Genomic DNA, 15272 nt, shown 5'->3' with positions numbered 1-15272 from the left:
CGCCCGGCCGAACTAGGCTGTTCCGGTGACTTCCACGCTCGACCTCGCCGCTGCCGACGCCCGTTCCGCCGCCCTGCTCGAGGCGCTGCGCACCCGGGTGGTCGTCGGTGACGGCGCCATGGGCACCATGATCCAGGCGGCCGACCCGACGCTGGAGGACTACCAGCAGCTCGAGGGCTGCAACGAGATCCTCAACGTCACCCGCCCGGACATCGTCCGCGGCGTGCACGACGGCTTCCTCGAGGTCGGCGTGGACGCGATCGAGTCGAACACCTTCGGCGCCAACTGGTCGAACCTGTCCGACTACGGCATCGAGGACCGCATCCGCGAGCTGGCCCGGGTCGGCGCAGAGCTGGCCCGCGAGCGCGCCGACGCCTACACCACGCCGGACCACCCGCGCTGGGTGCTGGGGTCGATGGGGCCGGGCACGAAGCTGCCCTCTCTGGGGCACACCACCTACGAGAACCTGCGCGACACGTTCGCCGAGCAGGCCGCCGGGCTGCTGGAGGGCGGCGCGGACGCGATCCTCGTGGAGACCAGCCAGGACCTGCTGCAGACCAAGGCCGCCGTGAACGGTGCGCACCAGGCAATGCGAGCGGTCGCGGACGGCGGTGTTGGTCGATCTGTGCCGGTGATCGCCTCGGTGACGGTGGAGACCACGGGCACGATGCTCATGGGCTCGGAGATCGGGGCGGCGCTGACGACGCTGCAGTCCGTGGGCGTGGACGCGATCGGCATCAACTGCGCCACCGGCCCGGACCAGATGAGCGAGCACCTGCGCTACCTGTCCAAGCACGCCGAGGTGCCGGTCACCTGCATGCCGAACGCCGGGCTGCCCGAGCTCGGCCCGCACGGCGCCGTCTACCCGCTGACCCCGGACGAGCTGGCGGCGGCGCACAGCCAGTTCGTCGACGAGTTCGGCCTGGGCCTGGTCGGCGGCTGCTGCGGCACGACGCCGGAGCACCTGGGCCGCGTCGTCGAGGCGGTGCGCGGCCGCGCGCTGCCGGAGCGCGAGATCGAGCGCACCAGCGGTGTCGCGTCGCTGTACGCGCACACGGACCTGACCCAGGACACGTCGTACCTGGCGATCGGCGAGCGCACCAACGCCAACGGCTCCAAGGCGTTCCGCGAGGCGCTGCTGGAGGGCCGCTGGGACGACATCGTCGACATCGCCCGCGACCAGACACGGCACGGCGCCCACCTGCTCGACGTCTGCGTCGACTACGTGGGACGTGACGGCGTCTCCGACATCACCGAGGTGGTCTCCCGGCTGGCGAGCGCCTCGACGCTGCCGCTGGTCATCGACTCCACCGAGCCGGCGGTGATCCGCGCCGGGCTGGAGCTCGTGGGCGGGCGCGCCGTCGTGAACTCGGTCAACTTCGAGGACGGCGACGGGCCGGAGTCCCGGTTCCAGCGGATCATGCCGGTCGTGCGCGAGCACGGTGCCGCCGTCGTCGCGCTGACGATCGACGAGGAGGGCCAGGCCCGCACCACTGAGAAGAAGGTCGCGATCGCCTCCCGCCTCATCGACACGCTCACGCAGCAGTGGGGCATGCGGGTGGACGACATCATCGTCGACGCCCTGACGTTCCCCATCGCGACCGGCCAGGAGGAGACGCGCCGGGACGCCATCGAGACGATCGAGGCGATCCGCGAGATCACCCGGCTCTACCCCGGCGTGCATACCACGCTGGGCGTCTCGAACGTCTCGTTCGGCCTCAACGCGGCCGCGCGCACGGTGCTGAACTCGGTGTTCCTGCACGAGGCCACCGCGGCGGGGCTGGACTCCGCCATCGTGCACGCCGCGAAGATCCTGCCGCGCACCGCCATCGACGACGAGCAGTGGCAGGCGGCCGAGGATCTCGTGTGGGACCGCCGGCAGTACGACGACGAGGGCACCCTGACGCACGACCCGCTGTCGCACCTGCTCGAGGTGTTCTCCGGCGTCGACGCCGCCGCGATGCGCGACCAGCGGGCCGCCGAGCTCGCGGCGCTGCCCGTGGGCGAGCGCCTGGAGCGCCGCATCATCGACGGCGCCCGCAAGGGTCTCGAGGAGGACCTGGAGACCGCCCTGGCCGACGGCATGAAGGCCCTCGACATCGTCAACACCCACCTGCTGGGCGGCATGAAGGTCGTCGGCGAGCTGTTCGGGTCGGGGCAGATGCAGCTGCCGTTCGTGCTGCAGTCGGCCGAGGTCATGAAGACGGCCGTGGCCCTGCTCGAGCCGCACATGGAGAAGGTCGAGGGTGCCGAGGAGCAGTCCAAGGGCGTCATCGTGCTGGCGACGGTGCGCGGCGACGTGCACGACATCGGCAAGAACCTCGTCGACATCATCCTGACGAACAACGGCTACACGGTGGTCAACATCGGCATCAAGCAGCCGATCTCGGCCATGATCGAGGCCGCCGAGGAGCACGACGCCGACGTCATCGGCATGTCCGGGCTGCTGGTGAAGTCCACCGTGGTGATGAAGGAGAACCTCGAGGAGCTCGTCTCCCGCGGCATGGAGAAGCGCTGGCCGATCCTGCTCGGCGGCGCGGCCCTGACCCGCACCTTCGTCGAGGACGACCTCGCCTCCGCCTTCCCCGGCGTCGTGCGGTACGCCCGTGACGCCTTCGAGGGGCTGCGCCTCATGGAGCCGCTCGTGGCCGTGGCGCGCGGCGCCTCACCCGACGAGGTCGACCTGCCGGCGCTGCGCAAGCGCCGGCACAACGTCGTCAAGGTCACCGAGACCGCGCCCGAGGACCTGCCCGAGCGGTCCGACGTCGCGACCGACAACGAGGTGCCCGCTCCCCCGTTCTGGGGCACGCGCGTGGTCAAGGGCATCCAGCTCGCCGACTACGCCGCGTTCCTCGACGAGCGGGCCACGTTCATGGGCCAGTGGGGCCTCAAGCCCGGCCGTGGCGAGGACGGGGCGTCGTACGAGGAGCTCGTCAAGACCGAGGGCCGGCCGCGGCTGTCCCAGTGGCTCGACACGATCCGCACCGACCAGATCATGGACCCGACCATCGTCTACGGGTACTTCCCGGTGTGGTCCGAGGGCGACGACATCGTCGTGGCGCACCACGGGCCCGGCCTCGCCGGCATCGGGGCGCCGGACGGCGGATCCGGCGGTGAGCCCGGGACCGAGCGGCTGCGCTTCACCTTCCCCCGCCAGAAGCGCGACCGGCACCTGTGCCTGGCCGACTTCGTCCGTCCCAAGGCGTGGGTCGAGGAGACCGGGCGCTACGACGTGCTGCCCGTCCAGCTCGCCACCGTCGGCGAGCCGGTGTCCGCTTACACGGCGAAGCTGTTCGCCGAGAACAAGTACCGCGAGTACATGGAGCTGCACGGGCTGTCCGTGCAGCTCACCGAGGCGCTGGCCGAGTTCTGGCACTCCCGCGTGCGCGCCGAGCTCGGGTTCGGCGGCGAGGACCCGCGGGACGTCGAGGGCATGTTCAAGCTGGAGTACCGGGGGGCGCGCATGTCACTCGGGTACCCGGCCTGCCCCGACATGGAGGACCGCCGCAAGGTCGTCGAGCTGCTGCGGCCCGAGCGGGTGGGCGTCACGCTGAGCGACGAACTGCAGCTGCACCCGGAGCAGTCGACGGACGCGTTCGTGATGCATCATCCCGAGGCGAAGTACTTCTCCGTATAGGATTCGACACCTCTACTTCAAATCGAGACAGAGTGCTTCCGACCTCACGAGTTTATGGCAAGCGATAGTCTCAGCTTCCGAGTACGACGCACGAATGGCGTCTTGCCACCCTCAAGATGGTGAAGTGCCAACTTGTTCAGATCGTACCGCTCGAGCGACCCACATGCTTCGACTTCACCGTTGCCAGCCGTGGCTTTCATCGTAATGAGTTGCTCGGAATCGGCGCTTACCACAAGCCCTGGGCTCCGGGTGGCGAAGATGTACTGTCGCGTGCCTCTGAGATCGCGTAGGCGGTCAACCAAATACTCTTCGATCCATGGCGCATGAAGTGCGTCCTCGGGCTGGTCAATGAGCACCGGGTTCTCCCCATCCGCGAGCAAAATAACCAATATCGCGGTGCATTTCTGCCCGTGCGAGAGATCTTCGATACTCGCATATTCAAGACCTTCGGGTTTACGGAACTTGACATTCAGCACGTCTGGCATGTCGACCAGTTGACCATCGAGCAGTTCTTGCCACAAATCGCGATCGGCGATTGTCGTAACGAGTCGCGATATGTCTGCCGACTGCACACCATCAGGCAACTTCCCAAGTTTCGAGACGTCCCCGCTCCAAAGCGCACGGGCGAAATTATATGGATGAACATTTTCAGCCAGTAGATCCAGCACGGTGTCACGCACGTGAGATCCGACCTTCAGTGAGCCAATCATCTTACGAAATGCCGTGCCGTCCCCTCTTGAAGGGATGTCCATTTTCACGAACGTCTTCGTCTTCTTGTTCAGTTCCGCAACCCTAGCGCGCCGAAGCATCCGCCGCTCGTCGCGAGCCTGCTTCAGTTCTACTAGGAGCGCCTCGCGATCGGCAGCGATTCGCTCCAGAGCTGGTTGCGCCAAAGTCGTCAACTCGCTAGATGCAGCCTCGGCCATAGAAAGCTTCGTCTGAACTGTCTCGAGCTCCCGGCGTAGCGCCGGCAGGGTGCCAGTACCGGACTTCGCCAGCGCCTCATCAAGCCGCATTTTGAAGTCCGAGAACTCCGAATCCAACTCGTCTTTTACAGCAGCTATCACTCGCCTCAGCGCCGCCAAGCTCTCGGAAACTTGTTTCTCTGCGTCTTCAATGACCTGGTTCAGGCGGTCCTGGGCGCTCCTGATCTTCGCGTAGTGCGCATCGTGCTCCGGCGACATCTTCGCGGCGGCAGATTTGGGCAGTCGGGGTCGGGTAAACTTGACGCCGTCGATGGCAGTGGCAAGTTCAGCGATCGCCGACTGTTCTGCAGTCCATCGACCCTGCGCCTTGACCAGATCACCGTCGAAAAGCTCGGACAGTTCACGCTCGCGATCTCTTAGCCCCCCAATCTCCGCAACCTTCTCGGTCAGGCTATTCACGCGATCTCGCGCGGCAATCAGTTCTGTTCCATTGGCTTTCAACTGGGAAACTCGATCAGAGATCCGCTCCTCGGTCTGAGCCAGATCAAGATGTGCATCTAAGAGTCCGACCCGGCCCACCGGCTGTCGCGCGTACTCAAGAATCTCACCCTGAGAGAAGGCCGAGATACCCAGTATGCTCGCTGGGTCCTGGTCCACCTGGACCCACTCGCCCTCGATGCTCTGCTCAACTATCGGCATCGACCCATCCGTGCGATACGTACGCTTGACTCGATAGTCTTCAGTGGCGGTGCTGAACTCAACGGTCGCCGTCGAGCCTTCACACAGCGCTGATTCCAATCGACGATCGACTTCATTGCGGATCGGCCCAAAGACCGCCTTGTCAACCTGCTGATCAAGCGCGAACCGAATTGCCTCCAGCACTAGCGATTTACCGGCACCAGTGCCGCCGAGAAGACAGTTAAGGTCTGGGCTGAAATCTATTTTCGTGCTTCCAAGGAAGCCGCCCGAAACCGTAACACTATTGATGGCGGGGTGGGCACTCGCTACCGACGGGTCGGTAATGAGCCGTACGCGCAGTTCGGGATCCTCCAACGCGTACCGCAGCCCACACAGGTCAGGCCTCGCAGCTTTGATCCAGGTTCGCCGAATCCCGATCCCTGTCGCCGCGTGCCGACTTAGTGCTGCGTCAAAGGCGTCAGAACTCTGGACCAGGGCTGCGTTCCGAACGCCGCCGAGTTTCGCAGCAACTCTCTCCGGGGTTTCCGGGAGGACGTACTCAAAGGCCCCGATGCTCGGGTTGGCGAGCAACTGGTTTACGTGCGTCTGCACGGGCTGTTTGAGGATGCCCCTCTCTTTGTCGATGTGGGCAGCTATTGCCAATCCGCCCGCGGCGACGATCTCCGCCGCGCACTCGACCATCCCCTTGGCAGCGACCACGTCAGTGCTGCCTAGCTGGCTGCGCTGGATCCCGAGCCTGACGAGTACATCTTCCAAGGCCGACGGCGCGGTCCCCTCCTCCCAGATCCCCAGGAGATGCCCCTCTTGGGTACTCAGCTCGAAGCCTGGCAATACGACCAGGGTCGTCCCCTTCGCTGCCTGAGCCATCTGTGCGCACCAAGCCGCGGTGTTGTGGTCGGTAACGGCGATGGCGTCGAGGCCAGCTTGGAGTGCCGCGTTGACGATGTCGGCTGCCGACCCAAAGTCTTCGTCGTTCGCATCGCTCGACCCTGGAGTGTGCACATGGAGATCGACTGCCCAGAAGCGAGCCCAGCTGCAATTCATTCTTCGTGCCACTCCTCTGCTCGAGCTCTGGCTTGACTTCCAGGTTTTCACACCTGGGCCGCTGGCCTCTCTACATACCTACCGCGCCGATCCAACTCCCGCCAGTTCTGGAGGATTACGGTCACCACAGCCTGGACTGCTTACGGTGAACCAGCCACTCACTCGATCCGTCATGTTCGAAGGTGCCGATGCCAGGCATCGAGGGATTTCACAAGCGAGCCACGACTGCCAGGACGTCGTCGGTTACGCCCTGGGGTTCCGCGAGGCACCGCCATGCCGGCACCCGAAGAACAGTCATCCCCAGACGTTCGAGAACTCGGTCGCGGCTGAGGTCCTGGCGTCGTTGACGGCCCCGTGCATCACGGTGGTGGGTGCCGTCGACCTCGACGTTGAGCCGGCCGCCAGCAGCATCGATCACGAAATCGAGCTCGTACCCCTCGACGATCACCTTCGCCCTTGGGACGAAGCCGCGTCGGGACAGCGCCTCGAACAACCGCTTCTCCGCTTCAGAGTGAAGCATCGCAACGTCGGTCAGCTCGTCGCGTACGGCGGGCCCGGAGGCACCACTCGCCGCGTCGAAGAGCAGGTGCAACGTGGGCACCGGTACGTTGCGTACCTCGGCGCTGTCACCGAAGATCACCAACGCTCGCTTCGCACGTGACACCGCCACGTTGACCAGGTTGCGGGTCGACTCGACCCACGAGGCAGTCCGGACATGAACGCCTGACGCGAGAACCGTCGAGAAAAGGATCACGTCCCGCTCATCCCCTTGGAAGCGGTGAGCCGTTCCCACCGTGATGTCCTTCGAGGCCCAAACGTCATCACCGATTGCTCGACGCAACTTCCGGCGCAGAAGGTCAGCCTGAACGGCGAACGGCGTGACCACACCAACGGTTCCCGGATCGTCTTTGTGCTTTTGGACCCAGCGGACGACGGCATCGGCCTCGTCGTCGTTGAACGCCCCACCGGTAGGTCCGCGTTGTGTCTTCCCGGGGACGTCGACCAGGCTGATGCCCGCGTGCCTGCCCCTGGTTGACGTCACGTCGGTTAGCACACGAAGGGCGCCTCCGTAGAACTGCTCGTTGAAGAATCGGGCGATCTCCGGATGGCAGCGATAGTGCTCGGCCAGAAGGTGCGGCTCGGTGTCATAGCGTGCCGCGTAGGCGGTGAATGCGGAATCACGGCCCGCCGAGACCGCGAGATGGTGCATCGCGTCGTCGGTCTTGCCGACCGCGGAGGCGATCTGGTCGAGGGACGTCCTGGCAAGCGTGACGATCGGCGTCAGCTGGTTCGGGTCCCCGACGACAAGGATGCGCTTCGCCCGATAGGCCAGGGGAAGCACATCGGCGATCGAGCACTGGCTCGCCTCGTCGATGACCAGCAGGTCGAAGAGCCCCGCGACGAGCGGGAAGTTCAACTTCGCCGACAGGGTCGTGCACGCCCAGCCCGACACGTAGGGCAGCGCTCTTTGGACAGCCGCGTTCCTCGCACTGGCGTACGCGGGACGAACTCTCGCGAGATTCTGAATGGCTGGGCCACCGCCGCCTCCGACGATCCGGTGCTGCACCGCGTTCCTCAGGGTGGCCGTGCCCGTTCGCGCCCACTTGCCGGCGATCGTGGCGAGCCGCTCACGGTCACGCTCCGGGTCCGTCGGGCCCAGCTGCTCAAGCTTCTCCGTCAGCTCGTCCACGTCATGCTCATGCCGGGCCCAGGCAGCGACGTCATCCGCGATCACTCCCGTCCCGGTGGGCTGGGCCAGGCTCAGCACTCTCCGAAGACGTCGCTCGCTAAGCCACCGCCATTTGGTGCCCGACGCCTTCACCGCGAGCAGATGGAGAGCGGCTCGGTGCTCATGAACCGGCGCAGGCCCACGCACGCCCCACACGAGCATTCTCAGGCTCTCGGCATCGACAAGGGCCTGCGCAAGGGCTGATTCGACACGAGTACGTTCGCTGAGTTCTTCGAGCAGGTCGTGGCGCTCCCGACCCACGGCCTGCAGGTGGCGCTGCACGACAGACTGTGACGCCCCGCCGTCAGCGTTCCGCGAGGCGATCTGCTCGAGCAGTGCGGGGAGCTGGTCCCGGTACTTTCGATTCCCTGTCCGCATCAGCAGGGCCTCGTCGATCGCGGCAGTACGCCTGACCGCGACGTCGACCGCGGCGTTGTTGGTCGATGCGACGAGAACGGTCCGGCCTGCGACCCACTGATTGACCACGGTCGACGCGACGAGCTGCGACTTCCCCGTGCCAGGCGGACCGGTGACCACCGTGAGGTCATCGGCGACCGCTGCCGCGACCGCCTGCTCTTGGGAGTCGTTGAGGTTCAGCCCCTCGACTCCCAGCGGCGGAAGGCCCTGGACGGGCCCCTCCCCCTGCGGCTCGTCGGCGACCGGGGGACGATCGACAGCTCGGCTCCTCGGCGGGTCCACCAGCCACCGGGCAGCAGTCGCCGACCAGTCGTCGCGCCCGAGCAGCTCGGAAAGCTCCGCAGCAAGAGCCCGGGTCGCCAGATTGGAGACACCTCGAAACACCATGGCTGCGTTGTGCAGACCGACCATCGGAGACGCCGAGGTCAGCCGATCCGGATCAAGGGAGTCAGCAGCGATCCCGAGGTGCTCACACAGATCACTGAGCTGGGACCCGAGGGCATCGATGTCGTCGAAGGCCAACCCTCCGGCCAGAGGAGCCTCTGAGGCGGCCAACGCGTCCGCGGGGAAGAAACTCTCGTTCAGGACGCCAGGGTTGAGATAGGGCGCGTCGTCGCGGGGAACGGCCGTCTGCTCGTCCGCGGCCGGCGGTTCCAGCTCCGTCATGAGCAGGGGCGCGACTCGCAGGTTTCCCTTGGGATCTCTCAGCACAAGCGTCGGCCACCCGTAGTAGACGACTTCGTCGCGACCAGCGGCTCCGAGGAGGGTCTCCAACTTCTCATCGACTCGAAGCTCATCGCTTCGCCCCGTGATGATCTCCTCGCGCGTCAGCTCGAGGATGGAGAACACATCCTCAGAACGAACGGTGGGAGCCTCGGCGACGCCCGCCCGCTGCACAGCGAGCAGGTGATAGCGGACGAGCGAGAACCATCGCGGGTCGACGTCTGCAGGCGGAGCAGATTGCGGAGCGCTCGTCCCTGGTAGAGCACGCCCAGGGCTGGCGCTACCGCAGGCCTGACACCTCACACGCTTGCTGTCCGGTTCCCAGAACGCCAACGATCCGGTGGGAAGAGTGCTGCCGCACTCTCGGCACGATGAATCGAACTTGACCCGAATCCGATGTTCAGCCACTGCGCCCTCTGATCCTCACCGGACCCGCCGCGGCGACGGGTCCGGGCAGAGTATGGCAGCAAAGTGTGAGTCATTGGACATTCCAAGCCGCGTCGCTTCGGAGCGAACGCGAGGATGAACCCGAGGCCAGAGTCCTCCACGGCCGGCTCGGCTCGGACCGCTATTGCTCCACTACTCGGTCCGCCCGATCGTCAGAGTCGGCGTCCGCATCGTCGATCTTGTCGTCATCGGCGTAGCCGACCATGGCATAGCTGATGTCCCCATGACGGTCCGAGCGGATCGCACTTCCCGGCGTTGCGTGCGCTCGGAGGTGCCCTTCGGCACCGATGCCCGGAGTCAGGACGTTCAGCCCTCCAGGGTCCGCGTAGACGGTGCAACCGAGGCCAGCGATGTCGGCCTTCATCGCCGTTCGTGGCCCGACCGTCATCAGGGACTGATTGACGGGGCGTAGCGATTTCGCCGCATCGACACCAAAGGTTGCCTCAAGAGTCGCTTCGACGACGGAGGCTGTCGTGCTGCGCCCCGGGCGTACAGGCACCATCGCTTCGGCTTCACGGAACCGCTCGAACGTCCTGACCACGGGTAGACGCTACAGCGAACGGTCTGCCGGCGACCGCCGCAGAAGGACTACGGGACGGCATTCCGGTGCGACTTCTCGACCTGTCGGCTCCACGACCTGTACGTCGTGCCGTCCGCGCGAAAGGGCGGCACCGGCAGGATGCTCATGGAGACGGTCGAGGAATGGGCACGGTCCCGGCCGATGCCGCTCATCCTCGACTGGCAGGCGTCTGCCGGGCCTGTCGAGTTCTACGAACGGCTCGGATTCGAGGCCGATCACGTCGGCAACTACGGGCAGTAACCCGAGTTCTGCCTCGACACCCGTCCATGACCGCGAGCACCGGCCCTCGACGGCAAGCTCGGCTCCGCGATCGAGGAGTATGGACGTGCACGGCGCACAGCGACCACGCCACGATGGAGGCATGCCCTCACCGACCCGCCCCGGACTCGTCGTCAGTCCGTCGCTGACGATTCCCCGGGCCGAGCTGACCGAGCGCTTCTCGCGGTCCTCCGGCCCTGGCGGGCAGGGCGTGAACACCACCGACTCCCGGGTAGAGCTGTCATGGGACGTCGGACGCTCAGCGGTGCTGAGCCGCGTCCAGCGCGAGCGCATCGTCGCCCGGACGGGTCATCGGCTGGTCGACGGCGTCCTCACGGTGACCGCGTCCGAGCATCGCGAGCAGCGCCGGAACCGGGATGCGGCCGGGCACCGGCTGGCGGCGCTCGTCGCCGACGCCGTCGCGCCACCTGGCCCCGCACGGCGCGCTACCCGGCGCACTCGCGGGTCCCAGGAACGGCGGCTGAAGGCCAAGAAGCAGCGGTCCGCGACGAAGCGGATGCGCTCGTCCCGGCCGTCGCGGGACGACTGAACGTCAGTCGACGATCTCCAGGCCGGTCTCGTCGGCCGCCTCCTGGACGCCACCGGCGTTGACGACGTCCTCGAAGCCCTGCGCCTTGAGGAAGTCGAGCGCGGCGCCGGCACGGTTGCCCGAGCGGCAGTACAGGACGTAGGAGCCGTTCGGGTCCAGCTCGGCGAGCTGCTGGGTGGCGTCGGGCGACTGGACGTCGATGTTGAGCGCGCCCTCCAGGTGGCCGCCGGCGAACTCGGCCGGGGTGCGGACGTCGATCACCGTCGTCCCGGCGTCCAGCGTCGTGGTCTCGCCGTCACCCGACGGCGCGCACGCGGCGAGTGCCACGGTGCCCGTCAGCGCCAGCCCGATTCCCAGCATCGACATCTTGAACATGCCCTACTACTCCCGTCAGTCGTCGCACGGAGCGGTCACCCCGTTGCGGAGCATCCTACTAGATACCCCCTGGGGTATCTAGCCCCGGTCGTCAACGATGATTATCCGCTCCCCCGCCGGTCCACCCTGCGACGGCTCACCCACACGCGGGAGGACCCATGGGCATCATCCAGATCCAGCTCTTCGCCACCCTCGACCTCGTCGGGCAGTCCCCCGGCCTCCGCGACGAGGACCCGGACGGCTTCCCGTTCGGCGGTTGGCAGGCGCCCGTGTTCGACGGCGTCACCGGCACCCAGGTCGAGAAAGCCTACGAGGGCACCGACGCCCTGCTGCTCGGTCGTCGGACCTACGACATCTTCGCCGGCTACTGGCCGTACCAGGAGGGCGGGCAGGACAACGTCATCGCGACCCTGTTCAACAAGGTGCCCAAGTACGTGGCCTCGCGGGGCGAGCCCGACCTGTCCTGGGCGGGGTCCTCGCAGCTCGGACCGGACCTGCCCGCGGCGGTGCGCGAGATCCGCGAGCGCCACGACAAGGTGACGGTCGCCGGGAGCCTGAACCTCGTCCAGACGCTGCTGCACGAGCGGCTCGCCGACACGCTCGACCTGTGGCTGCACCCCCTCGTCCTCGGCGTCGGCAAGAAGGTGTTCGACGGCGGCGAGGTGCCGGCCGGCCTCACGCTCCTCGCCCCGCCGGAGGCCAGCCCGCGGGGCGTCGTGCACCTGCGCTACGGCATCGGCGACCGCGCCCCGGAGACGGGTGACATGACGGCGCCCCGCGCCTGACCTGCGGCACCTGCGGAGCCCCGTGTGAAGCGCGTCTCATCGCCCCGATTCCGGTGGCGGCCGGGGCGCGCAGGCATAGCGTGGCAGATAAGGAATCCCCACTGAACAAAAGGAGACTGCCATGCGTGCCTGGCGATTCCACGGGACCCACAAGCCGCTCACCCTCGAGGAGGTGCCGGAGCCCGAGGCCGGGCCCGGCGAGGTGGTCGTCGACATCAAGGCCGCCGGCGTCTGCCACTCCGACGTCAGCGCCCTGGACGACGAGACCTGGATGCCCCTGTTCCCCCAGCTCCCGGTGACACCCGGCCACGAGAACGCCGGCGTCATCAGCCAGGTCGGCCCCGGGATGGAGCACTGGAAGGTCGGCGACCGCGTCGGCCTCGCCCCGCTGACTGGCGACGGGTTCGCCCTCGGGTACGGGCCGTGGGACGGCGGTTTCGGCGAGAAGCTGCGCGCCACCGACGAGAACCTGGTCCGGCTCCCGGACGAAGTCAGCTTCGAGATGGGGGCCATGGCCACCGATGCCGGCCTCACCTCGTACCACGCGATCGTCACTGCCGGTGGGCTCAAGCCCGGGATGCGGGTCGGCGTCATCGGGCTCGGCGGCCTGGGCTACATCGGCGCCCGCGTCGGCGTCCTCAAGGGCGCCGAGGTCTACGGCGCGGACATCAGCGCCGGTGCGCGCGAACTCGCCGACGAGATCGGTCTGGCCGGGGTCGCGGAGTCCATCGAGGAGTTCGCGGACAAGAAGCTCGACCTCATCGTCGACTACGCCGGGTTCGGCACCACCACGACCGGCGCACTGAACACGCTGGCCGAGTTCGGCACGTTCGTCCAGGTCGGCATGGGCAAGCTGGAGTTCGAGATCAGCACCTACCCGATCATCATCAACCAGCTGACGATCAAGGGCTCGAAGTCCGGCACCAAGCAGGACCTCGTCGAGCTCTACGACCTCATGCGGTCCGGCGACCTCAACCCGCCGGTCAACCACATCACCCACGACGAGATCCCCGGGGCCATCGACCGGCTCCGCGAGGGCGGCGTCGTCGGGCGGCTCATCGCCACCTACTGACGGCCTCGGAGCGCGCCCCCGCCGGACGACGACGGACGTCCGGCGGGGGCGCCTTCTCGTCCATCTGGCATCATCGCAGGCCATGGCTGGATCACCGTCACCTCGACCGTTCTCCGCCACCGGCGGACTCCTCCTGGGCGCCGGAGCCGCCGTCGTCGGCCTGCTCCCCTGGTTGCTCACCGGGCTGCAGGCACCGCGGTTGTCCGCACCGCAGATGCCACCGGACATCACGGGCGCGCTCCTGCCGCTCATCCCCAACGCCCTGGTGCTCCTCGCGGGGATCGTGATGCTGCCCGGCGCGATCGCCGGGATCCTCCTGCGCGGACGCACCGCCGGGTCGGGCGGCCGCGCGGCGTGGGCCGCGACCGGCGGGCTCGTCCTGGTCCTCGGCGGCGCGGTGGCTCAGAGCCTCGCGGTCATGGTGCCGCGGCTCCGCCCGGACTCGCCTTTCCTGCTCGACGTCACGGTCAGCGCGGTGGCCGTGGGCATCCTGCTCGTACTGTCCGCCGTCGTCTGCCACGTGCTGGCACGCGGCTCCGTCCCGGCAGCGACCGTCGCGGTCGCGGGCGCCGCCGTCGCGGCCGGGCCCGGTCTGCGGGAAGCCCTGGTCCAGCTGTACCCGACCGCGCTGCAGGGCCTTCCCCCGGAGGTGACGACCACGCTCCTCCAGGTCGTGACCTCCGTCCCCGCGGTACTCACGGGGATCGCCCTGGCCTGGTGCGGCTGGACGCCCGGCCGCCGGCTGGGGGCCTGGGTCGTGGCGCTGCTGCTCCTCTGGGTCGGCAGGGCGGCCCTGGAGACCCTGCAGATCTGGCTCTTCTGGGAGCAGCCGCTGGGCATGCCGAGCACGGCGCAGAACTCGGCGCTCGTGCCGGGCGAGCTCGCCCAGGCCTTGATCGCGGGCTTGCCGTCGGCAGTCACGGCTCTCGTCGTCGGCGCGGTGGGCGGGCTGGTCGTGGCCCGTCTCCGACGGCGCGATCGGGAGCAGGCCGACACCGTGCCGGCGGCGTGAGCGCGCCTGAACCGCTCGACCAGCGACACGGCCCCGTGTGGCATCATCCCTGGTCATGACCGGATCGCCGACGCTCCGCGAGCTCACTCCCACCCGAGGATTCCTGCTCGGCGTCGGCGCGGCCGTCGTCGGCCTGCTCCCCACGGTCCTGGCCGGGTGGCAACCGTCGTGGCCGACCTACCCGAACACGCCCGACCTCTTCACCGGCACGTTCCTGCCCTTCTCGCCGGACCTCATCGGGCTCACACTCGGCGCCGTCGTCCTGCCCGGCGCGATCATCGGGATCGCCCTGCGCTCCCGGACGACCGGGGTGCCCGGTCGCGCCGAGGCCGCCGCGACCGCCGGACTGGTCCTGGTGATCGCGGTTGCGGCACTGCAGAGCGTCGTGGTGACGGTGCCGAGGCTCCACCCGGGGTCGTCCGGTCTGCTCGACATCGCCGTCGGCCTGACGGTCACGGCACTCGGCCTCGCGCTCTCCGTCCTCGTCTCCCGGGTGCTGGCCCACCGCACGGTGCCGGCCGCCACCGTCGCGGCAGCCGTCGGCGTCGTCGCGGCCGGGTACTGGTGGGCGAGCACCCTGCGCATGCTGTGGACGTGGCGGCTTCAGCTCCCGGACAGCGCCCTGCACGTGATCGTGCTCCTCGCGCAGTACACCCCCGCCGTCCTCCTGGGGATCGCTCTGGCGTGGTGCGGCTGGACGCCTCGACGTCGGCTCTGGGCCTGGGTGTTCGCCCTGCTGGTCTTCTGGGTCGGTCGCGACGTGCTGCACGCGCTACAGCTCTGGATCATCCGGCAGAGTCACCAGGGCCTCGTCCTCGACGATCTCGCCGACTCCCTGGTCGCCAGCCTGCCGGTCGCGGTCACGGCCGTCATCGTCGGCGTCGTGGGCCGGCTGGTCGTGCCCCGCATCCGGCGGCGCTACCGCGAGCGATCCGGCACCCGGAACACCGCGCCGCCCGAACACGCAGCGAGGCGCAACAGCTGATCAAGTCCCTCGTCCCCGGACCCCGGATCTGGC

Annotated in this window: 10 protein-coding genes and 1 pseudogene; 7 read left to right on the top strand and 4 right to left on the bottom strand. The window is 67.8% G+C overall.

Annotated features, from left to right (window positions below):
• Positions 1-25 precede the first annotated feature (25 nt).
• Positions 26-3637 (top strand): methionine synthase, encoded by a 3612-nt coding sequence (gene metH / locus Q6347_RS07425; protein ID WP_304607045.1) that lies wholly within the window; start codon positions 26-28, stop codon positions 3635-3637.
• A 44-nt stretch (positions 3638-3681) separates the two neighbouring features.
• On the opposite strand, the gene Q6347_RS07420 is transcribed toward metH, so the two are convergent.
• The 3 genes from Q6347_RS07420 to Q6347_RS07410 form a co-directional block, all read right to left on the bottom strand.
• Complete coding sequence (locus tag Q6347_RS07420) at positions 3682-6306, bottom strand: AAA family ATPase (protein WP_304607044.1); 2625 nt, start codon at positions 6304-6306, stop codon at positions 3682-3684.
• 208 nt (positions 6307-6514) lie between these two features.
• Positions 6515-9301: an AAA domain-containing protein gene (locus Q6347_RS07415; RefSeq protein WP_304607043.1), complete on the bottom strand. Its 2787-nt coding sequence runs from the start codon at positions 9299-9301 to the stop codon at positions 6515-6517.
• A 442-nt stretch (positions 9302-9743) separates the two neighbouring features.
• On the bottom strand, positions 9744-10163 hold the full coding sequence (locus Q6347_RS07410; RefSeq protein WP_304607042.1) for a hypothetical protein: 420 nt from the start codon (positions 10161-10163) through the stop codon (positions 9744-9746).
• 69 nt (positions 10164-10232) lie between these two features.
• Here Q6347_RS07410 and Q6347_RS07405 point away from each other — a divergent pair.
• Positions 10233-10442: pseudogene (locus Q6347_RS07405) on the top strand (GNAT family N-acetyltransferase); the annotation flags it as partial.
• Positions 10443-10563: 121 nt separating this feature from the next.
• Complete coding sequence (gene arfB / locus Q6347_RS07400; protein ID WP_304607041.1) at positions 10564-11010, top strand: alternative ribosome rescue aminoacyl-tRNA hydrolase ArfB; 447 nt, start codon at positions 10564-10566, stop codon at positions 11008-11010.
• 3 nt (positions 11011-11013) lie between these two features.
• On the opposite strand, the gene Q6347_RS07395 is transcribed toward arfB, so the two are convergent.
• Positions 11014-11385 carry a rhodanese-like domain-containing protein gene (locus Q6347_RS07395; RefSeq protein WP_304604183.1) on the bottom strand — a complete coding sequence of 124 codons (372 nt, stop codon included), beginning with the start codon at positions 11383-11385 and terminating at the stop codon, positions 11014-11016.
• Positions 11386-11543: 158 nt separating this feature from the next.
• Between Q6347_RS07395 and Q6347_RS07390 the strand changes: the two genes are divergently transcribed.
• From Q6347_RS07390 to Q6347_RS07375, 4 genes are all read left to right on the top strand, one after another.
• Positions 11544-12170, top strand: coding sequence for a dihydrofolate reductase family protein (locus Q6347_RS07390; protein WP_304607040.1), 627 nt, complete (start codon positions 11544-11546; stop codon positions 12168-12170).
• Positions 12171-12291: 121 nt separating this feature from the next.
• Positions 12292-13242 carry a zinc-binding dehydrogenase gene (locus Q6347_RS07385; RefSeq protein ID WP_304607039.1) on the top strand — a complete coding sequence of 317 codons (951 nt, stop codon included), beginning with the start codon at positions 12292-12294 and terminating at the stop codon, positions 13240-13242.
• A gap of 82 nt (positions 13243-13324) precedes the next feature.
• The gene (locus tag Q6347_RS07380; RefSeq protein WP_304607038.1) at positions 13325-14254 is read left to right on the top strand and encodes a hypothetical protein; all 930 of its coding nucleotides are present in this window, start codon (positions 13325-13327) and stop codon (positions 14252-14254) included.
• 55 nt (positions 14255-14309) lie between these two features.
• Positions 14310-15239 (top strand): hypothetical protein, encoded by a 930-nt coding sequence (locus tag Q6347_RS07375; RefSeq protein WP_304607037.1) that lies wholly within the window; start codon positions 14310-14312, stop codon positions 15237-15239.
• Positions 15240-15272: the final 33 nt, after the last annotated feature.

It is taken from the genome of Isoptericola sp. b408 (assembly GCF_030588085.1).
Classification (GTDB): domain Bacteria; phylum Actinomycetota; class Actinomycetes; order Actinomycetales; family Cellulomonadaceae; genus Isoptericola; species Isoptericola sediminis.
The sequence above is the reverse complement of the archived record's forward strand: the minus strand, read 5'-3'. Positions and strand labels throughout refer to the sequence as shown.

Excerpts from the sequence above, each read along its gene's own strand:
- Q6347_RS07420 (WP_304607044.1), bottom strand. The coding sequence starts at position 6,306 with ATGAATTGCAGCTGGGCTCGCTTCTGGGCAGTCGATCTCCATGTGCAC.
- arfB (WP_304607041.1), top strand. The coding sequence starts at position 10,564 with ATGCCCTCACCGACCCGCCCCGGACTCGTCGTCAGTCCGTCGCTGACG.
- Q6347_RS07395 (WP_304604183.1), bottom strand. The coding sequence starts at position 11,385 with ATGTTCAAGATGTCGATGCTGGGAATCGGGCTGGCGCTGACGGGCACC.
- Q6347_RS07390 (WP_304607040.1), top strand. The coding sequence starts at position 11,544 with ATGGGCATCATCCAGATCCAGCTCTTCGCCACCCTCGACCTCGTCGGG.
- Q6347_RS07385 (WP_304607039.1), top strand. The coding sequence starts at position 12,292 with ATGCGTGCCTGGCGATTCCACGGGACCCACAAGCCGCTCACCCTCGAG.
- Q6347_RS07380 (WP_304607038.1), top strand. The coding sequence starts at position 13,325 with ATGGCTGGATCACCGTCACCTCGACCGTTCTCCGCCACCGGCGGACTC.
- Q6347_RS07375 (WP_304607037.1), top strand. The coding sequence starts at position 14,310 with ATGACCGGATCGCCGACGCTCCGCGAGCTCACTCCCACCCGAGGATTC.